The sequence below is a fragment of the Mycobacterium sp. 050128 genome (genome assembly GCF_036409155.1).
Taxonomy (GTDB): Bacteria; Actinomycetota; Actinomycetes; order Mycobacteriales; family Mycobacteriaceae; genus Mycobacterium.
On the sequence record NZ_JAZGLW010000001.1, the window covers coordinates 3,226,795 to 3,246,008 of the forward strand.

Annotated in this window: 13 protein-coding genes and 3 rRNA genes; 10 read left to right on the forward strand and 6 right to left on the reverse strand. The window is 62.7% G+C overall.

The features are described 5' to 3' along the window. Positions 1-31 precede the first annotated feature (31 nt). The 5 genes from atpA to SKC41_RS15620 are packed head-to-tail and all read left to right on the forward strand — an operon-like array spanning position 32 to position 4,962. Positions 32-1,705, forward strand: coding sequence for a F0F1 ATP synthase subunit alpha (gene atpA, locus SKC41_RS15600; protein WP_330978398.1), 1,674 nt, complete (start codon positions 32-34; stop codon positions 1,703-1,705). A gap of 6 nt (positions 1,706-1,711) precedes the next feature. After that, positions 1,712-2,632: a F0F1 ATP synthase subunit gamma gene (locus SKC41_RS15605; protein WP_330978399.1), complete on the forward strand. Its 921-nt coding sequence runs from the start codon at positions 1,712-1,714 to the stop codon at positions 2,630-2,632. A gap of 23 nt (positions 2,633-2,655) precedes the next feature. Further along, positions 2,656-4,107 carry a F0F1 ATP synthase subunit beta gene (gene atpD, locus SKC41_RS15610; protein ID WP_267734139.1) on the forward strand — a complete coding sequence of 484 codons (1,452 nt, stop codon included), beginning with the start codon at positions 2,656-2,658 and terminating at the stop codon, positions 4,105-4,107. 29 nt (positions 4,108-4,136) lie between these two features. Continuing rightward, complete coding sequence (locus tag SKC41_RS15615; RefSeq protein ID WP_330978400.1) at positions 4,137-4,502, forward strand: F0F1 ATP synthase subunit epsilon; 366 nt, start codon at positions 4,137-4,139, stop codon at positions 4,500-4,502. A 16-nt stretch (positions 4,503-4,518) separates the two neighbouring features. Beyond that, complete coding sequence (locus tag SKC41_RS15620) at positions 4,519-4,962, forward strand: DUF2550 domain-containing protein (protein ID WP_330978401.1); 444 nt, start codon at positions 4,519-4,521, stop codon at positions 4,960-4,962. A gap of 24 nt (positions 4,963-4,986) precedes the next feature. Here the strand turns inward: SKC41_RS15620 and SKC41_RS15625 are convergent, their stop codons facing one another. Beyond that, positions 4,987-5,559: a cob(I)yrinic acid a,c-diamide adenosyltransferase gene (locus SKC41_RS15625; RefSeq protein WP_330978402.1), complete on the reverse strand. Its 573-nt coding sequence runs from the start codon at positions 5,557-5,559 to the stop codon at positions 4,987-4,989. A 70-nt stretch (positions 5,560-5,629) separates the two neighbouring features. On the opposite strand from SKC41_RS15625, the gene murA reads away from it, so the two are divergent. The 4 genes from murA to rrf all read left to right on the forward strand — a co-directional run bounded on the left by murA (position 5,630) and on the right by rrf (position 12,357). Continuing rightward, positions 5,630-6,883, forward strand: a complete 1,254-nt coding sequence (gene murA / locus SKC41_RS15630; protein WP_330978403.1) for a UDP-N-acetylglucosamine 1-carboxyvinyltransferase — start codon at positions 5,630-5,632, stop codon at positions 6,881-6,883. A gap of 383 nt (positions 6,884-7,266) precedes the next feature. Then, positions 7,267-8,785, forward strand: a 16S ribosomal RNA gene (locus SKC41_RS15635). 286 nt (positions 8,786-9,071) lie between these two features. Next, positions 9,072-12,154 (forward strand): 23S ribosomal RNA (locus SKC41_RS15640). Positions 12,155-12,244: 90 nt separating this feature from the next. Further along, positions 12,245-12,357 (forward strand): 5S ribosomal RNA (rrf, locus tag SKC41_RS15645). The 16S, 23S and 5S rRNA genes sit together here, the layout of an rRNA operon. Positions 12,358-12,403: 46 nt before the next feature. Here rrf and SKC41_RS15650 read toward each other — a convergent pair. The 3 genes from SKC41_RS15650 to SKC41_RS15660 form a co-directional block, all read right to left on the reverse strand. Next, complete coding sequence (locus SKC41_RS15650; protein WP_330978404.1) at positions 12,404-12,895, reverse strand: methylated-DNA--[protein]-cysteine S-methyltransferase; 492 nt, start codon at positions 12,893-12,895, stop codon at positions 12,404-12,406. Next, positions 12,892-14,388 carry a DNA-3-methyladenine glycosylase 2 family protein gene (locus tag SKC41_RS15655; protein WP_330978405.1) on the reverse strand — a complete coding sequence of 499 codons (1,497 nt, stop codon included), beginning with the start codon at positions 14,386-14,388 and terminating at the stop codon, positions 12,892-12,894. The genes SKC41_RS15650 and SKC41_RS15655 overlap by 4 nt, the downstream gene beginning before the upstream one ends. Positions 14,389-14,617: 229 nt before the next feature. Further along, positions 14,618-15,487, reverse strand: coding sequence for a LysR family transcriptional regulator (locus SKC41_RS15660; RefSeq protein WP_330978406.1), 870 nt, complete (start codon positions 15,485-15,487; stop codon positions 14,618-14,620). A 90-nt stretch (positions 15,488-15,577) separates the two neighbouring features. On the opposite strand from SKC41_RS15660, the gene SKC41_RS15665 reads away from it, so the two are divergent. Beyond that, the gene (locus SKC41_RS15665; protein ID WP_330978407.1) at positions 15,578-16,804 is read left to right on the forward strand and encodes an MFS transporter; all 1,227 of its coding nucleotides are present in this window, start codon (positions 15,578-15,580) and stop codon (positions 16,802-16,804) included. Here the strand turns inward: SKC41_RS15665 and SKC41_RS15670 are convergent. Both SKC41_RS15670 and SKC41_RS15675 read right to left on the reverse strand, forming a co-directional pair. Beyond that, a complete protein-coding gene (locus SKC41_RS15670) occupies positions 16,801-17,577 on the reverse strand; it encodes a PIG-L deacetylase family protein (protein WP_330978408.1) in 777 nt (258 codons plus the stop codon). The two genes, SKC41_RS15665 and SKC41_RS15670, sit on opposite strands and share 4 nt — an antisense overlap. A gap of 12 nt (positions 17,578-17,589) precedes the next feature. Beyond that, positions 17,590-19,203, reverse strand: a complete 1,614-nt coding sequence (locus SKC41_RS15675) for an adenylate/guanylate cyclase domain-containing protein (protein ID WP_330978916.1) — start codon at positions 19,201-19,203, stop codon at positions 17,590-17,592. Positions 19,204-19,214: the final 11 nt, after the last annotated feature.

The following is a 19,214-nucleotide window of genomic DNA, read 5'->3' on the forward strand; positions in this document are numbered from 1 at the left end:
AGCAATAACCGAAGTAGGAAGACGAAAAGCTATGGCCGAGTTGACGATATCCGCTGCTGACATCCAGAGCGCGATCGAAGAGTATGTAGATTCCTTCACCTCCGACACCTCTCGCGAGGAGGTCGGCACCGTCATCGATGCCGGAGACGGCATCGCGCACGTCGAGGGTCTGCCGTCGGTGATGACCCAGGAGCTGCTCGAGTTCCCAGGCGGCGTCCTCGGGGTCGCCCTCAACCTCGATGAGCACAGTGTCGGCACGGTGATCCTCGGTGACTTCGAGAAGATCGAACAAGGCCAGCAGGTCAAGCGCACCAGCGAAGTCCTGTCCGTCCCCGTCGGCGACGCTTTTCTCGGGCGGGTGGTTAATCCGCTGGGCCAACCGATCGACGGCGGCGGCGACATCGAAGCCGAGACTCGTCGCGCGCTGGAACTGCAGGCGCCCTCGGTGGTGCAACGGCAGAGCGTCAGTGAGCCGCTGCAGACCGGGATCAAGGCCATCGACGCGATGACACCGATCGGGCGTGGCCAGCGTCAGCTGATCATCGGCGACCGCAAGACCGGTAAGACCACGGTCTGCGTCGACACCATCCTCAACCAGCGGCAGAACTGGGAGACGGGCGACGAGAAGAAGCAGGTGCGCTGCGTCTACGTGGCGATCGGCCAGAAGGGCACCACGATCGCGTCCGTGCGCCGCACGCTCGAAGAGGGCGGTGCGATGGACTACACCACCATCGTCGCGGCACCCGCCTCGGATGCGGCGGGCTTCAAATGGCTTGCGCCGTATGCCGGTTCGGCAATCGCTCAGCACTGGATGTATCAGGGCAAGCACGTGCTCATCGTCTTCGACGACTTGACCAAGCAGGCCGAGGCGTACCGCGCGATCTCGCTGCTGCTGCGCCGCCCGCCGGGCCGCGAGGCATACCCCGGTGACGTCTTCTATCTGCACTCGCGGCTGTTGGAGCGATGCGGGAAGCTCTCCGACGAGCTCGGCGCCGGTTCGCTGACCGGTTTGCCGATCATCGAGACCAAGGCCAACGACATCTCGGCCTACATCCCCACCAACGTCATCTCGATCACCGACGGACAGTGCTTCTTAGAGACCGACCTGTTCAACCAGGGCGTCCGGCCCGCCATCAACGTCGGCGTCTCGGTGTCCCGAGTCGGTGGTGCGGCGCAGATCAAGGCCATGAAAGAGGTGGCAGGAAGCCTGCGTTTGGACCTGTCGCAGTACCGCGAATTGGAATCCTTCGCCGCCTTCGCCTCGGATTTGGACGCCACATCGAAGGCGCAGTTGGAGCGTGGCGCGCGGTTGGTCGAGCTGCTCAAGCAGCCGCAAAACCAGCCGTTGCCCGTCGAGGAGCAGGTGGTGTCCATGTTCCTGGGCACCGGTGGGCACGTGGACTCGGTGCCGGTCGAGGATGTCCGGCGATTCGAAACCGAACTGCTGGACCACATCCGGGGCTCCGAGGACAAGATCCTCGAAGAGATCCGCACCAGCAAGAAGCTCAGTGAGGAAAACGAGAAGGCCCTCACCGACGCCATCAACCACTTCAAGAAGGGCTTCGCGGCCACCGGCGGTGCTTCGGTGGTGCCCGACGAGCACGCCGAGGCCAAGGAAGACGACGACAAGGAATCGGTGAAGGTCAAAAAGGCGGAGCCCAAGAACAAGGACGCGAAGACAGAGTCCAAGAAGGACAAGAAGTAGCTAACCATGGCTGCCACACTTCGCGAACTACGCGGGCGGATCCGCTCCGCGGGCTCGATCAAGAAGATCACCAAAGCCCAGGAGCTGATCGCGACATCGCGCCTTCCCAAGGCGCAGAATCGGCTCGAATCCGCCCGTCCCTACGCCTTCGAGATCACCCGGATGCTCACCACCCTGGCCAGCGAAGCCGCTCTGGACCATCCGTTGCTCGTCGAGCGCCCGAACCCGACGCGGGCCGGTGTTTTGGTGGTGTCCTCCGACCGTGGTTTGTGCGGCGCCTACAACTCCGGCATCTTCCGTCGCTCCGAGCAGCTTTTCGCCCAGCTTCGAGATGAGGGAAAGGAACCGGTCCTCTACACCGTGGGCCGAAAGGCGCAGAACTACTACACCTTCCGGAACTGGGACATCGTCGAGTCGTGGTCGGGCTTCTCTGAGCAACCCCAGTACGAGAACGCCGCGGAGATCGGTTCGACGTTGGTGGAGGCGTTCATGAAGGGCGCCGGGGATGACGACGATCAGCAGGCCGACGACGGCCCGGGCGTCGACGAACTGCACATCGTGTATTCGGAGTTCAAGTCGATGATGTCGCAGACCCCGGTGGCCCACCGGATGGCGCCCTTGGTCGTGGAGTATGTCGAAGAAGACACCGGACCGCGCACCCTGTACTCGTTCGAACCGGACGCGACGACGCTGTTCGAGGCGCTGCTCCCGCGGTACCTGACCACGCGGGTTTATGCGTCCATGCTCGAGTCCGCGGCATCGGAGCTGGCATCGCGTCAGCGGGCGATGAAATCGGCCACCGACAACGCCGACGACCTCATCAAGGCTCTGACGTTGGAGGCCAACCGCGAGCGGCAGGCCCAGATCACCCAGGAAATCAGCGAAATCGTCGGTGGCGCAAACGCGCTCGCCGACGCCGCTAAGTAGCCCCCCAAGGAAGCGAAAAAGATATGAGCGCTACTGCCGAGAAGACCGACAAGCCGACGAAATCGGACACCAGCGGCCGCGTGGTACGGGTGACCGGGCCGGTCGTTGACGTCGAGTTCCCGCGGGGTTCGGTCCCTGAACTGTTCAACGCACTGCACGCGGAGATCACGTTCGAAGAGCTCAAAAAAACCCTCACGCTGGAGGTGGCGAACCACCTCGGTGACAATCTGGTGCGCACCATCTCGATGCAGCCCACCGACGGCCTGGTGCGCGGCGTCGAGGTGACCGACACCGGCAATTCGATCACCGTGCCGGTCGGTGAGGACGTCAAGGGCCACGTTTTCAACGCGCTGGGATACTGCCTCGACAAACCGGGATACGGAGAAGACTTCGAGCACTGGTCGATTCACCGCAAGCCGCCGGCTTTCGAGGACCTCGAACCCCGCACCGAGATGCTCGAGACCGGACTGAAGGTGGTGGACCTCCTTACTCCGTACGTGCGTGGCGGCAAGATCGCACTGTTCGGCGGCGCCGGCGTGGGCAAGACGGTGTTGATCCAGGAGATGATCAACCGCATCGCCCGTAACTTCTCCGGTACTTCGGTGTTCGCCGGCGTGGGGGAGCGCACCCGCGAGGGCAACGACCTCTGGGTCGAACTCAAGGAAGCCAATGTGCTCAAGGACACCGCGCTGGTCTTCGGTCAGATGGACGAGCCGCCCGGTACTCGTATGCGAGTGGCGCTGTCCGCGCTGACGATGGCGGAGTGGTTCCGCGACGAGGCGGGCAAGGACGTGCTGCTGTTCATCGACAACATCTTCCGGTTCACGCAGGCCGGCTCGGAGGTGTCGACACTGCTCGGCCGGATGCCGTCGGCGGTCGGCTACCAGCCCACGCTGGCCGACGAGATGGGCGAGTTGCAGGAGCGCATCACCTCGACGCGAGGCAAGTCGATCACGTCGATGCAGGCGGTATACGTGCCGGCCGACGACTACACCGACCCGGCCCCGGCGACGACGTTCGCCCACCTGGACGCCACCACCGAGCTGTCCCGATCGGTGTTCTCCAAGGGCATCTTCCCCGCCGTCGACCCTCTGGCGTCGAGCTCGACCATCCTCGACCCGAGCGTCGTCGGTGACGAGCACTACCGTGTTGCGCAGGAAGTCATTCGAATCCTGCAGCGGTACAAGGACCTTCAGGACATCATCGCGATCCTCGGTATCGACGAGCTGTCGGAGGAGGACAAGCAGCTGGTCAACCGGGCCCGGCGCATCGAGCGATTCCTGTCGCAGAACATGATGGCGGCCGAACAGTTCACCGGCCAGCCGGGTTCGACGGTCCCGGTCAAGGAAACCATCGAGGCGTTCGACCGGCTGAGCAAGGGTGATTTCGACCACGTGCCCGAGCAGGCCTTCTTCTTGATCGGGGGCCTGGACGACTTGGCGAAGAAGGCCGAGACTCTTGGCGCCAAGCTCTAACCGCTGGCCGAGTCGAAAGGTGGTGTGAGATGGCTGAATTGAACGTCGAGATCGTCGCCGTCGACCGCAAGATCTGGTCGGGGGAGGCGTCGTTCCTATTCACCCGAACCACCGCCGGCGAGATCGGCATCCTGCCCCGCCATATTCCGTTGGTGGCCCAGTTGGTCGACGACGCAATGGTGCGCGTCGAGCGTGAGGGCGAAGACGATCTACGGGTCGCGGTGGATGGCGGGTTCTTATCGGTGACCGAGGAGAGCGTGACCATCCTCGCCGAATCCGCCGAGTTCGAATCTGAGATCGACGAGGCTTCCGCCAAGCAAGATTCCGAGTCCGACGACCCTCGCATTGCCGCGAGGGGCCGCGCGAGATTGCGCGCCGTCGGCGCGATCGACTAGCGCCCAGGACAAGGCGATGAGCGCGCCCATGGTTGGCATGGTCGTGCTCGTCGTCGTGTTGGGAGCTGCGGTTCTGGCGCTGAGTTATCGGCTGCTGAAACTCCGGCAGGGTGGAACAGCCGGCATCATGCGCGACATCCCGGCGGTCGGAGGTCACGGCTGGCGTCACGGCGTAATCCGTTATCGCGGCGGTGAAGCCGCGTTCTACCGGCTCTCCAGCGTCCGGCTCTGGCCGGATCGACGGCTATCCCGGCGCGGTGTGGAGATCGTCGCCCGGCGCGCGCCGCGCGGCGATGAGTTCGACATCATGACCGACGAGATCGTGGTGCTGGAACTACGCGATACCACCCAGGAGCGCAGGTCGGGTCACGAACTGGCGCTCGATCAGGGTGCGTTGACCGCGTTCTTGTCGTGGCTGGAGTCTCGCCCGTCACCGCGTGCACGGCGTCGCAGCGTCTGACGAAAAGCCCAGCAGCTCAACCTGTCAGGCGCCGCCGCCCGGCTTCCACAGCACATCACCACTCGCGTTGGCCACCCGCGAGAGGATGAAGAGTAGGTCCGACAGCCGGTTCAGGTACTTCGCCGGCAGCACGTTGACTTCCTTAGGCGCGGAATCGACTGCAGCCCAAGCGGATCGCTCGGCCCGACGCACCACTGTGCGGGCGACGTGCAAGAGTGCCGACAATGGCGAACCTCCGGGCAGCACAAAGGAATTCAGCGCCGGCAGGGGCTCGTTGTATTTGTCGCACCATCCTTCGAGCCGGTCGATATAGGACTGGGCGACTCGTAGCGGAGGATATTTCGGGTTTTCCACTACCGGGGTGGACAGGTCCGCCCCGGCGTCGAACAAGTCGTTTTGGATCTGACGCAGCACGTCCGCGAGTTCGGAATCAGGCTGCCCGACGGCGATGGCGACGCCGATCGCGGAGTTGGCTTCGTCGCAATCCGCGTACGCGACCAGGCGAGGATCGTTCTTCGAGACGCGCGAGAAGTCGCTCAATCCCGTCGTTCCGTCGTCGCCGGTCCGGGTATAGATGCGGGTCAGATGTACTGCCATGATCAAACCGTACCCGGCGACGTGAGTTAGCTGACTGACAAGCCGGTACCCCTTCACTAGACTGACGCGGGTGGCTGAGCGATTCGTGGTAACCGGCGGCAATCGGTTGTCCGGCGAAGTCGCGGTAGGGGGCGCCAAGAACAGCGTGCTCAAGCTGATGGCCGCGACCCTGCTGGCCGAAGGCACCAGCACGATCACCAACTGCCCCGACATTCTCGATGTGCCGCTGATGGCCGAGGTCCTGCGTGGCCTGGGCGCCACCGTCGAACTCGACGGTGACGTCGCCCGGATCACCTCACCCGACGAACCCAAGTACGACGCGGACTTCGCCGCGGTGCGGCAGTTCCGCGCCTCGGTGTGCGTGCTGGGCCCGCTGGTCGGCCGATGCAAGCGGGCCAAGGTCGCGCTGCCCGGTGGCGATGCGATCGGATCGCGCCCGCTGGATATGCATCAGGCGGGCCTGCGGCAACTGGGTGCGACCTGCAACATCGAGCACGGGTGTGTCGTCGCTCACGCAGATACATTGCGCGGCGCGGAGATTCAACTGGAATTCCCCTCGGTGGGTGCCACCGAGAACATCCTGATGGCCGCCGTGGTCGCCGAGGGTGTCACCACGATCCACAATGCCGCGCGGGAGCCCGACGTCGTCGACCTCTGCACGATGCTCAATCAGATGGGCGCGCAGATCGAGGGTGCGGGTTCGCCGACCATGACGATTACCGGGGTGCCGCGGCTTTATCCCACCGAGCACCGGGTGATCGGTGACCGCATCGTCGCCGCCACCTGGGGGATCGCCGCCGCGATCACCCGGGGCGACATCTCGATCAGCGGTATCGATCCCGCGCATCTTCAGGTGGTGCTGCACAAACTGCATGACGCGGGTGCCACCGTCACCCAGACGGACACTAGTTTTCGCGTGACGCAGTACGAGCGCCCGAAGGCGATGAACGTTGCGACGTTGCCGTTTCCCGGTTTTCCGACGGATCTGCAACCGATGGCGATCGCGCTGGCATCGATCGCCGACGGCACCTCGATGATCACGGAAAACGTGTTCGAGGCGCGCTTCCGATTCGTCGAAGAAATGATCCGGCTGGGCGCCGACGCGCGCACCGACGGCCACCACGCCGTGGTGCGGGGCCTGCCGCAACTTTCCAGCGCACCGGTCTGGTGTTCGGATATTCGGGCCGGTGCCGGCCTGGTGCTGGCCGGGCTCGTCGCCGACGGCGACACCGAGGTCCACGACGTCTTTCACATCGATCGCGGCTACCCATTGTTCGTCGAAAACCTGGCGATTTTGGGAGCGGAGATCGAGCGGGTACAGTAACCAAAGTCAGTGCCCCACAGGCGCGGTCACCCCTCGAAGGAGACCGAGACCGGGGCTTGACTCCCTCGCCGGATTGGTACTAACCTGGCACGGCTGCCCTCCGCAGCGATCACCACGATCGCAAGAAATTGGGGGTTGACGCCTCTGCCGGATCTGTATTAAGCTGGCAGGGTTGCCCCGAAGCGGGCGAAATAAGCAAGAGTGTTGTTTGAGAACTCAATAGTGTGTTTGGTGTTTTTGTTTGTTGTTGTTTTTTATGACCGCACCGTAAACACTCCCCGTGTGATGGGTGTGGTCGTTTTATTTTGATGCCAGTTTTTGGTGTCTTTTTGTTAGGTCAGATTTTCTCTGATTCGAATACACCTCGTTTATCGAGGAGTTTTTGTTTGGAGAGTTTGATCCTGGCTCAGGACGAACGCTGGCGGCGTGCTTAACACATGCAAGTCGAACGGAAAGGCCTCTTCGGAGGTACTCGAGTGGCGAACGGGTGAGTAACACGTGGGTAATCTGCCCTGCACTTCGGGATAAGCCTGGGAAACTGGGTCTAATACCGGATATGACCTTTTGGCGCATGCCTTTTGGTGGAAAGCTTTTGCGGTGTGGGATGGGCCCGCGGCCTATCAGCTTGTTGGTGGGGTGATGGCCTACCAAGGCGACGACGGGTAGCCGGCCTGAGAGGGTGTCCGGCCACACTGGGACTGAGATACGGCCCAGACTCCTACGGGAGGCAGCAGTGGGGAATATTGCACAATGGGCGCAAGCCTGATGCAGCGACGCCGCGTGGGGGATGACGGCCTTCGGGTTGTAAACCTCTTTCAGCAGGGACGAAGCGCAAGTGACGGTACCTGCAGAAGAAGCACCGGCCAACTACGTGCCAGCAGCCGCGGTAATACGTAGGGTGCGAGCGTTGTCCGGAATTACTGGGCGTAAAGAGCTCGTAGGTGGTTTGTCGCGTTGTTCGTGAAAACCGGGGGCTTAACCCTCGGCGTGCGGGCGATACGGGCAGACTGGAGTACTGCAGGGGAGACTGGAATTCCTGGTGTAGCGGTGGAATGCGCAGATATCAGGAGGAACACCGGTGGCGAAGGCGGGTCTCTGGGCAGTAACTGACGCTGAGGAGCGAAAGCGTGGGGAGCGAACAGGATTAGATACCCTGGTAGTCCACGCCGTAAACGGTGGGTACTAGGTGTGGGTTTCCTTCCTTGGAATCCGTGCCGTAGCTAACGCATTAAGTACCCCGCCTGGGGAGTACGGCCGCAAGGCTAAAACTCAAAGGAATTGACGGGGGCCCGCACAAGCGGCGGAGCATGTGGATTAATTCGATGCAACGCGAAGAACCTTACCTGGGTTTGACATGCACAGGACGCTGGTAGAGATATCAGTTCCCTTGTGGCCTGTGTGCAGGTGGTGCATGGCTGTCGTCAGCTCGTGTCGTGAGATGTTGGGTTAAGTCCCGCAACGAGCGCAACCCTTATCTTATGTTGCCAGCGGGTAATGCCGGGGACTCGTGAGAGACTGCCGGGGTCAACTCGGAGGAAGGTGGGGATGACGTCAAGTCATCATGCCCCTTATGTCCAGGGCTTCACACATGCTACAATGGCCGGTACAAAGGGCTGCGATGCCGTAAGGTTAAGCGAATCCTTTTAAAGCCGGTCTCAGTTCGGATCGGGGTCTGCAACTCGACCCCGTGAAGTCGGAGTCGCTAGTAATCGCAGATCAGCAACGCTGCGGTGAATACGTTCCCGGGCCTTGTACACACCGCCCGTCACGTCATGAAAGTCGGTAACACCCGAAGCCAGTGGCCTAACCTTTTGGAGGGAGCTGTCGAAGGTGGGATCGGCGATTGGGACGAAGTCGTAACAAGGTAGCCGTACCGGAAGGTGCGGCTGGATCACCTCCTTTCTAAGGAGCACCACGAGAAACACTCCAATTGGTGGAGTGTGAGCCGTGAGGGGTTCTCGTCTGTAGTGGACGAGGGCCGGGTGCACAACAACAGGCAATCGCCAGACACACTATTGGGCCCTGAGACAACACTCGGCCGGCTTTGGTCGATGTGGTGTCCCTCCATCTTGGTGGTGGGGTGTGGTGTTTGAGTTATTGAATAGTGGTTGCGAGCATCTAGTGGATGCATTGCCCTTGTGGTGATGTGTCCATATATATGTGTAATTTTTTCTTTTGGTTTTTGTGTTCGTAAGTGTTTAAGGGCACATGGTGGATGCCTTGGCATCGAGAGCCGATGAAGGACGTGGGAGGCTGCGATATGCCTCGGGGAGCTGTCAACCGAGCGTTGATCCGAGGATTTCCGAATGGGGAAACCCAGCACGAGTTATGTCGTGTTACCCGTATCTGAATATATAGGGTGCGGGAGGTAACGCGGGGAAGTGAAACATCTCAGTACCCGTAGGAAAAGAAAACAAAAGTGATTCCGCGAGTAGTGGCGAGCGAAAGCGGAACAGGCTAAACCGCATGCATGTGTAACCGGGTAGGGGTTGTGTGTGCGGGGTTGTGGGATTGATATTTCTCAGCTCTACCTAGCTGGGAGGCAGTCAGAAAGTGTCGTGGTTAGCGGAAGTGGCCTGGGATGGTCCGCCGCAGACGGTGAGAGCCCGGTACGCGAAAACCTGGCACCTGCCTTTATCAACTCCCGAGTAGCAGCGGGCCCGTGAAATCTGCTGTGAATCTGCCGAGACCACTCGGTAAGCCTAAATACTTCTCGATGACCGATAGCGGATTAGTACCGTGAGGGAATGGTGAAAAGTACCCCGGGAGGGGAGTGAAATAGTACCTGAAACCGTGTGCCTACAATCCGTCAGAGCTTCCTTGTGGAGTGATGGCGTGCCTTTTGAAGAATGAGCCTGCGAGTCAGGGACATGTCGCAAGGTTAACCCGTGTGGGGTAGCCGCAGCGAAAGCGAGTCTGAATAGGGCGCTTGAGTGGCATGTTCTGGACCCGAAGCGGAGTGATCTACCCATGGCCAGGGTGAAGCGCGGGTAAGACCGCGTGGAGGCCCGAACCCACTTAGGTTGAAGACTGAGGGGATGAGCTGTGGGTAGGGGTGAAAGGCCAATCAAACTCCGTGATAGCTGGTTCTCCCCGAAATGCATTTAGGTGCAGCGTTACGTGTTTCACCACGGAGGTAGAGCTACTGGATGGCCGATGGGCCCTACTAGGTTACTGACGTCAGCCAAACTCCGAATGCCGTGGTGTATAGCGTGGCAGTGAGACGGCGGGGGATAAGCTCCGTACGTCGAAAGGGAAACAGCCCAGATCGCCGGCTAAGGCCCCTAAGCGTGTGCTAAGTGGAAAAGGATGTGCAGTCGCAGAGACAACCAGGAGGTTGGCTTAGAAGCAGCCACCCTTGAAAGAGTGCGTAATAGCTCACTGGTCAAGTGATTGTGCGCCGATAATGTAGCGGGGCTCAAGCACACCGCCGAAGCCGCGGCAACCGCAAGGTTGGGTAGGGGAGCGTCCCCCATGCAGAGAAGCTGTCGGGTGACCGATGGTGGAGTTTGGGGGAGTGAGAATGCAGGCATGAGTAGCGATTAGGCAAGTGAGAACCTTGCCCGCCGAAAGACCAAGGGTTCCTGGGCCAGGCCAGTCCGCCCAGGGTGAGTCGGGACCTAAGGCGAGGCCGACAGGCGTAGTCGATGGACAACGGGTTGATATTCCCGTACCCGTGTATGAGCGTCCCTGACGAATCCATTCTGCTAACCACCCAAATGGTGGTCTATCAATCCCTTCGGGGTGCGAGGACTGCCGGCTGCGTGGGACCCGGATGGGTAGTAGTCAAGCGATGGGGTGACGCAGGAAGGTAGCCGTACCAGTCAGTGGTAATACTGGGGCAAGCCTGTAGGGAGAACGATAGGCAAATCCGTCGTTCATATTCCTGAGAGGTGATGCATAGCCGATTGAGGCGAATTCGGTGATCCTCAGCTGCCAAGAAAAGCCTCTAGCGAGCGCATACATGGCCCGTACCCCAAACCAACACAGGTGGTCAGGTAGAGAATACCAAGGCGTACGAGATAACTATGGTTAAGGAACTCGGCAAAATGCCCCCGTAACTTCGGGAGAAGGGGGGCCGGCATACCGTGAACAGCCTTGCGCTGGGAGCGGGAACCGGCCGCAGAAACCAGTGGGAAGCGACTGTTTACTAAAAACACAGGTCCGTGCGAAGTCGCAAGACGATGTATACGGACTGACGCCTGCCCGGTGCTGGAAGGTTAAGAGGACCCGTTAATCGTAAGGTGAAGCGGAGAATTTAAGCCCCAGTAAACGGCGGTGGTAACTATAACCATCCTAAGGTAGCGAAATTCCTTGTCGGGTAAGTTCCGACCTGCACGAATGGCGTAACGACTTCCCAACTGTCTCAACCATAGACTCGGCGAAATTGCACTACGAGTAAAGATGCTCGTTACGCGCGGCAGGACGAAAAGACCCCGGGACCTTCACTACAACTTGGTATTGGTGTTCGGTACTGTTTGTGTAGGATAGGTGGGAGACTGTGAAACTCTAACGCCAGTTAGAGCGGAGTCGTTGTTGAAATACCACTCTGACCGTATTGGACACCTAACTTCGAACCCTAATCGGGTTCAGGGACAGTGCCTGGCGGGTAGTTTAACTGGGGCGGTTGCCTCCTAAAATGTAACGGAGGCGCCCAAAGGTTCCCTCAACCTGGACGGCAATCAGGTGTTGAGTGTAAGTGCACAAGGGAGCTTGACTGCGAGACCTACACGTCAAGCAGGGACGAAAGTCGGGACTAGTGATCCGGCACCCCCGAGTGGAAGGGGTGTCGCTCAACGGATAAAAGGTACCCCGGGGATAACAGGCTGATCTTCCCCAAGAGTCCATATCGACGGGATGGTTTGGCACCTCGATGTCGGCTCGTCGCATCCTGGGGCTGGAGCAGGTCCCAAGGGTTGGGCTGTTCGCCCATTAAAGCGGCACGCGAGCTGGGTTTAGAACGTCGTGAGACAGTTCGGTCTCTATCCGCCGCGCGCGTCAGAAACTTGAGGAAACCTGTCCCTAGTACGAGAGGACCGGGACGGACGAACCTCTAGTGCACCAGTTGTCTCACCAGAGGCACTGCTGGATAGCTACGTTCGGACAGGATAACCGCTGAAAGCATCTAAGCGGGAAACCTTCTCCAAGATCAGGTTTCTCACCCTTTTAGAGGGATAAGGCCCCCCGCAGACCACGGGATTGATAGGCCAGACCTAGAAGCTCAGCAATGAGTGCAGGGAACTGGCACTAACCGGCCGAAAACTTACCAACACAATCGCAACCACTATTCTTTTCGTGACTTTTAGTCGCGTCGAATACCACACCCCCCACCAGAACACTTGAATGAAAAATAAATAGAGTTACGGCGGCCACAGCGACAGGGAAACGCCCGGTCCCATTCCGAACCCGGAAGCTAAGCCTGTCAGCGCCAATGATACTGCCCTATCGGGTGGAAAAGTAGGACACCGCCGAACATACACAAAAATGCCCCCTGCAAAGGGGGCATTTTTGCGTTTTCTTTTAGTCGAATAGCGTTAAAGTCGACCGCTGATTTTCCAATTCGAGCAATGTGCGCTTGCGGCCGAGCCCGCCGCCGAAGCCGGTCAGGCTGCCATTGGCGCCGATGACGCGATGGCATGGTACGACGATCGCGATCGGATTGTGACCGTTGGCCAGTCCGACCGCACGTGCGGCGCCCGGGGCCCCGATCTGTTCGGCGATTTCTCCATACGAACGGGTCTCTCCATAGGGAACCGTCAGCAGCGCTTTCCAGACGCGGCGCTGAAATTCGGTGCCCCTCAGGTCGAGTTCAATGTCGAAAGTCGTGAGCTGGCCGGCGAAGTACGCCACTAATTGTTCGACGGCCGCGCCGAACGCTGCCGGATCTGGCGACCAGTCGGCGCGACCCGGTTCATAGGTCTGATCGACCATCCGCAGATTGGTCAACACCGAGCCGTGGCCGGCCAGGGTCAGCAGCCCGATGGGGCTGTCGATGGTGCGGTACTGGATCATGCGGCCTCCTGTGGCGGCCATTGGTTCACCGGGTGCTCGAGCGTGGTCCACAAATGCTGGGTGGCGTACGAGCGCCAGGGGCGCCAATGTGCGCTGTGCTCAATGAGTTTGCGTTGATTCGTCGGCAGGCCCAGCTGCTTGGCGGCGAGTTGGAGCCCAAGGTCGCTGACGGGAAACGCGTCCGGGTCGCCAAGGCCACGCATCGCTATCACCTCGGCGGTCCACGGGCCCACCCCCGGCAGGGCCAGCAGCTGAGTACGTGCGCTGTCCCAATCGCTTCCGGCGTCCAGGACCACACTGCCATCGAGGAGCCCGGCGACCAGCGCCGTCATCGTCCGTTGTCGCGACTTGGGCACCGCCAGATGGATGGGATCGATCTCGGAGAGCTGCTCGATCGACGGGAAGGCATGCGTCAGTGCGCCCTCGGGATCGTGGACTGCCGGCCCGTACGCCCTGACCAACCGGCCGACGTGGGTGCGTGCGGCCTTGGTCGAGACCTGCTGACCGAGCACCGCGCGCACCGCGAGTTCGGCCTCGTCGACCGCGCGCGGAATGCGTTGTCCCGGCGCCTTGGCCACGACGGGAGCCAGCAGCGGGTCGCGACTCAGGGTGTCCACGATCGCTTCCGGATCGGCGTCGAGGTCGAGCAGCCGCCGGCAGCGGGCGATCGCGGTCGTGAGATCGCGGAAGTCGTCGAGCACGAGCAGACAGCGGACGTGATCGACGGCCGGCGTCAGCGCGACCACGGCGTTGCCGGCCGGAAGCCGAAGGCTGCGCCGGTAGGCACCGTCGCGCACTTCCTCGCAGCCGGGAACGGCGCCCGCGGCCAGATGTCCGAAGACGCCCTCGTAGGCGAAGGGAGTGCGCACCGGCAGCCGAAGGCACACTGTCCCAGGCGAAGTCGCTCCGGCTCTCAAGGACCCTAACCGGGCCGCCGCGCGCTTGCGCAAGTCGGTCGGCGTGCTTTCGAACACCAGGCGCACGGTGTCGTTGAACTGGCGGATGCTGGAAAAGCCGGCGGCGAACGCCACATCGCCGAGCGGTAGGTCGGTCGTCTCGATCAACAGCCGGGCGGTCTGGCTTCGTTGCGCGCGCGCCAGCGCGAGCGGTCCGGCGCCGACCTCGGCCTGCAACAGCCGCTCCAGCTGCCGCGTCGTGTACCCAAGGTGGGCGGCCAGACCGCCCACTCCGTCGCGGTCCACCGTTCCGTCGGCGATGAGCCGCATGGCCCGTGCCACGACGTCGCCGCGCACATTCCATTCGGGCGACCCCGGCGAGGCGTCGGGGCGGCATCGTTTGCACGCGCGGAAACCTGCCCGCTGCGCGGCCGCCGCGGTCGGATAAAAGCGCACGTTGCGCGCGAACGGCGGGCGCACCGGGCAGCTGGGCCGGCAGTAGATGCGGGTGGTAAGCACCGCGGTGACGAACCAGCCGTCGAACCGGGCGTCCTTGGACTGGACCGCCCGGTAACAGCGTTCGAAATCGTCGTGCACGTTTCCACAGTTACACCAGCGGGCCGACAAGACTGGCGGAAAAGCGACATGATCGTGGAGCGGCGGTCAATGGGCCGGCTGACGGCCCCGATGAGGGTCGGGCCGCGATCGTCGATGGCGGACTTGACGGCCACCGCCAGACTCATCGCGTCCCAGCCATCGACCGCCTCGACTCCATCCCTTCGGCCACGCCAATTCAGTCGATATGTGGGTTGTCCACATCGAACGGCTAAGCCGTCGCGGCGGATGCGATGAAATCCCGGGCGGCACGCGACAACGGCCGCGACGAGTCCCAGATCATCCCGATGTCGCGGTAGCCGTCCGCGTCGGCCAGGTGCAGTATGCAGACCCCGGGCGCATGCTCGCTGCCGTCGATCGGTGTCAGGCTGATGCCCAGGCCGGCGGCCACCAGCCCGGCGTTGGTGGTCAGGTTCGCCGATTCCAGGACGATGCGTGGCTGGAATTGTGCTGCGGCACAAAGCTCATCGAGCAGCTGTCGCATGCCGAATCCCGGATGCATGGTGATGAACGGCTCGTCGGCGAGATCCGTCATCGACACCGCCGTCGCGCCCGACAGCCGATGGTCGCGGGGCACCGCGACGCCCAGGCGCTGACGAAACAGGCTGCGCCAGGCCAAGGTTGGCCTCTGTGGTCGCGGCGATACCACCGCGACGTCGATATAGCCCTCCAACACGCGATCACTGATCGACTCGGCCGCGCCCTCCTCGAGCGAGAATGTCACGCGCGGCGACACCTCGGTGAACGCGGCGATCAACCGCGGCACGACGATCGATCCGAACGAACTCAAGAACCCCAGCCGGATCTCACCGGCCGCGGGGTTGCTCAGGTCCGCGATTTCGCGTCGGGCCGAATCGAGCTCCAACTGCGCCCGGCGCGCGTGCTGGTAGAAGATCCGGCCGTAGGTGCTCAGGGTGAGGCGGCGGCCGTGGCGATCGAATAGCTGCACCCCGAGCCGGCGTTCCAGGCGTGCCAGCATCCGCGTCAGCGTCGGCTGCGCGATATGCAGTTGTTGGGCCGCCGCCGTTACGTGTTGCAGCTCGGCAAGTGTGAGGAACCACTCGTAGTCGCCATCGGCCATGACTGCCACCTCTACTTATGTCGCAACTGCATCATAATGTCGGAAATAATTCATTTCCGATTGGGCTGGCCGGCGCGGACGATCATTTCTATGCCCCAGCTCACCGCGACTCCCCGCGCGCACCAAGCCGGCAGCCGCGGCTACCGGCGTATCACCGCGGCGCTGGTCGGCGCCGGTCTGGCCAGTTTCGCCGCCATGTATTGCACTCAGGCGCTGCTTCCCGCGCTGTCGGCGTACTACAGGATCTCCCCGGCCACGTCGGCGCTGACGGTCTCGCTCACCACCGGAATGCTGGCCTTGTCCATCGTCCCGGCCAGCGTGCTCTCGGAACGGTATGGGCGAATCACCGTGATGCTGATCTCGGGGGTCGCCTCCAGCGTGATCGGGTTACTGCTGCCGTTCAGCCCCACGCTCGCTGTGCTGCTGGTCGGGCGGGCGGCCCAAGGCGTCGCGCTCGCCGGGATTCCCGCGGTCGCGATGGCGTTTCTGGCCGAGGAGGTGCACGCGTCGTCGCTGGGATCGGCGATGGGGCGCTACATCGCCGGGACGACGATCGGTGGCTGCGCGGGACGGATCGTCCCGGCGCTGGTGCTCGAGGTCAGCAGCTGGCGGATCGCGCTGTTGGTGTGTTCGTTGACGACGTTGGCCGCGACGGTGGTATTCGCCTTGCTGGTGCCGAAGTCACAGTTCTTTGCCCCGAAGCCGGCGAGCCTCCGGGCGACCACCCAGAGTCTGCTGACACATCTGCGAAACCCATTGTTGCTGAAGCTTTTTGTCCTGGCTTTCACGCTGATGGGCGGATTCGTCACCGTGTACAACTACCTCGGCTATCGGCTGGCGGCCGCGCCGTTGGAGTTGAAGCCGTCGGTGGTGGGCCTGCTGTTCCTGCTGTACCTGGTGGGCACCTGGACGTCGGTCGTGGCGGGACGGCTCGCCGATCGCCGGGGGCGCGTGCTCGTGCTGGGTGGCGCCCTGCCGATCACCGTGACGGGGCTGCTGATGACACTGCCCGATGCGCTGCCCGTGATCGTCGTCGGGACCGGCGTGTTCACCGGCGGGTTCTTCGCCGCGCACGCGGTGGCCAGCGGTTGGGTGGGGGCCGTGGCACGCCGCGATCGCGCCGAGGCCTCCGCGCTGTACCTGTTCAGCTACTACCTGGGCGGATCGGTGGCCGGGGCGGTGGGTGGGCTGGTCTACAGCGTGGGCGGCTGGCGGGCCACCGTCTGGTTTGTGGGAACGCTGCTGATCCTCGCCCTGCTACTGGTGGCATCGTTGGTGAGAGCGGCTGTGCCGGTGCGAGTTCGCAGTCTTTCCTAGTGGTCGAAGATATCGCGGCGCACGGTCCCCGGGTGGGCGCCCGGATCGACGAACCATTCGTGGCTCATCATCAGTCCGAACACTTGCGGTGGCAACAGCATCACCAGTCCGAACAAGCGCGCGTTGAGTCCGCCGCCGATCTGCGAGCGATGGGCGGCGAAGGCATCCCGCTTTTGCCGGGCGAACCGCCGCACGTCGATGCGGTGGGTGATCGTGGCTTGCGGCGCGTACGCGGTGCGCAGCGTGTCGGCATCGTATGGTGCCGGAAGTCGCAGCAAGCGAAGCACATTGGAGACGCGGCGCAGCAATTCGCGTGGCATCGTGACTTCGAGGACCCGCGGGGTCGCGGCCAACTCGGCGGCACGCTTGCCGACGTGATGGACCTGCACATGATCCCGGTGTCCGTATCCGCCGTTGGGCTGATAGCTCAGCAGCAGTTGTGCGTCCTCGTCGCGCAGGATGGTGGCCAGTCGCCGCGCCGCCGCTTCGACCTCGGCCCTCGCGAACCTGATCCGGCCGGGTGGATCGGGGTAGAAGATCGGCCCGTAGCCACTGTCGGCGTAGCCGAGGCACTCGACGCGGTGCACACCGAGAACGCTTGCACTCGTCAGTAATTCATCCATTCGGGTGCCATCGTCCTCGTCGTTCACCCGTCCGTCGGTCGCGGTCACCAGGACTACCCGATGCCCCGCAGCCACCGCCGCGGCGAGCGTGCCGCCGGTGAGGACCACCTCGTCGTCTGGATGCGCGTGAAAGGCGACGAGGGTTGCCACTGAACAGCTCCGCTACTCGCCGCGTCGGGGCGAGGCCAGCCGGGTGGGGTGATCGTGTCCACGCAGTGTCACAGTCTCACCCAAAGACCAACGGGCACTTTCGCTTTCGCTCGCACCGTGGACAGTGTCCGCGGTCGCCAACAATCTACCCGGGTGCGACTTGGCCAGCTCGCACAGCCGGGCCGCCTCGTTGACCGGTTCGCCGATCACGGTGTATTCGAACCGTTCCTTGGCTCCGACATTGCCCGCGACGACCTGGCCGGCTGCCACCCCGATACCGGCCTCGAGTTCGGATATTTCGTTGGTCAGCCGCTCGCAGATCGCGCGCGCCGCGGCCAGCGCCTCGTCTTCGGGACAGTCGAGGTGGTTTGGAGCGCCGAAGATGGCCAGCGACGCGTCGCCTTCGAACTTGTTGACCAGGCCGTGGTGTCGGTCGACTTCCTCGACGACGATCGCGAAGAACCGGTTGAGCAGCTGCACCACCTCGGTCGGGGGCTGACTGGTCACCAATTGCGTGGAGCCGACGATGTCGATGAACACGACCGCGACGTGGCGCTCTTCGCCGCCGAGTTTGGGTTTGTCACGCTCGGCGGCCAGAGCGACTTCCCTACCGACATGCCGGCCGAAGAGATCGCGTACGCGCTCGCGCTCGCGCAGGCCGTCGACCATGGAGTTGAAGCCGCGTTGCAGCTCGCCGAGTTCGGTGCCGTCGAACACCACCAGGTCACCCCGCAGGTCGCCCTGCTCGACGCGCTTGAGGGCCGCGCGCACCACCCGCACCGGTGTCGCCGTCAGCCAGGACAGGATCCACATCAGGATGAAGCCGAAGATCAGCGTCGCGGTCGAGACGATCAGCACCGCGACGCTGAGTTGGGTCTCGGTCAGATTGCGCAGCACCAGCGCGAAGAACGCGATCAGCGCGATGCCGAGCACCGGCACGCCGGAACCGAGCAGCCACACGGTCAGCGTGCGGCCCATGATGCCCGGCGCCAGCCGCTGCGGTACGCGGCCGGCCTCCAAGGCCTGGGCGGCGACCGGTCGTAAGGCGAACTCGGTGAATAGATAGCACGCGGTGGCCACCAAAATGCCGCAGAAGCTCACCGAGAAGCCCACGATCGGGATGAACAGGCTGTTGACCAATCCGTAGAGCGTCGTCAGCAACGCGGTTCCGACGCCCCACAGCACCAGCACCCCCATCGCCAGCCAGAACGGGACCAGGAAGGTGTTGCGTTCGTCGTTGAGCGTGGGCGCGCGCTCCTCGATCGCCCACCGCAGCGCGGCCGTCGTCCGGTGGGTGATCCAGAAGGTGCCGAGCGCCAGCGCGACGGCGATGTATCCGGGCCCGACGGCCCAGGTGATCCAGCCCGGCGCGTCGGTAAAGATGCTGGGCGACGGGAGGGCGACGGCCAGCAGCAGCACCGCAACACCGATCCCGATCAGGTTCGTCGCAAGGATGAAGGTGGTCAGGATGAGCTGAATGCGCACCCGCCGACGGGCCTGGCTCTCGCTCACCCGGCCGAGCAAAAAGGAACCGTAGGCGGGTGTCTCCTGCAACCGGCCGCTCTGACGGGTGACCCTTTCGAGCACCCGTCCCAAGCGTTGCGCCATGCTCTTGTTCGCCGACATGCTCTTTTTGG

Coding starts and splice junctions, on each gene's coding strand:
- atpA (WP_330978398.1), top strand. CDS start 32: ATGGCCGAGTTGACGATATCCGCTGCTGACATCCAGAGCGCGATCGAA.
- SKC41_RS15605 (WP_330978399.1), top strand. CDS start 1,712: ATGGCTGCCACACTTCGCGAACTACGCGGGCGGATCCGCTCCGCGGGC.
- atpD (WP_267734139.1), top strand. CDS start 2,656: ATGAGCGCTACTGCCGAGAAGACCGACAAGCCGACGAAATCGGACACC.
- SKC41_RS15615 (WP_330978400.1), top strand. CDS start 4,137: ATGGCTGAATTGAACGTCGAGATCGTCGCCGTCGACCGCAAGATCTGG.
- SKC41_RS15620 (WP_330978401.1), top strand. CDS start 4,519: ATGAGCGCGCCCATGGTTGGCATGGTCGTGCTCGTCGTCGTGTTGGGA.
- SKC41_RS15625 (WP_330978402.1), bottom strand. CDS start 5,559: ATGGCAGTACATCTGACCCGCATCTATACCCGGACCGGCGACGACGGA.
- SKC41_RS15650 (WP_330978404.1), bottom strand. CDS start 12,895: ATGATCCAGTACCGCACCATCGACAGCCCCATCGGGCTGCTGACCCTG.
- SKC41_RS15660 (WP_330978406.1), bottom strand. CDS start 15,487: ATGGCCGATGGCGACTACGAGTGGTTCCTCACACTTGCCGAGCTGCAA.
- SKC41_RS15665 (WP_330978407.1), top strand. CDS start 15,578: ATGCCCCAGCTCACCGCGACTCCCCGCGCGCACCAAGCCGGCAGCCGC.
- SKC41_RS15675 (WP_330978916.1), bottom strand. CDS start 19,203: ATGTCGGCGAACAAGAGCATGGCGCAACGCTTGGGACGGGTGCTCGAA.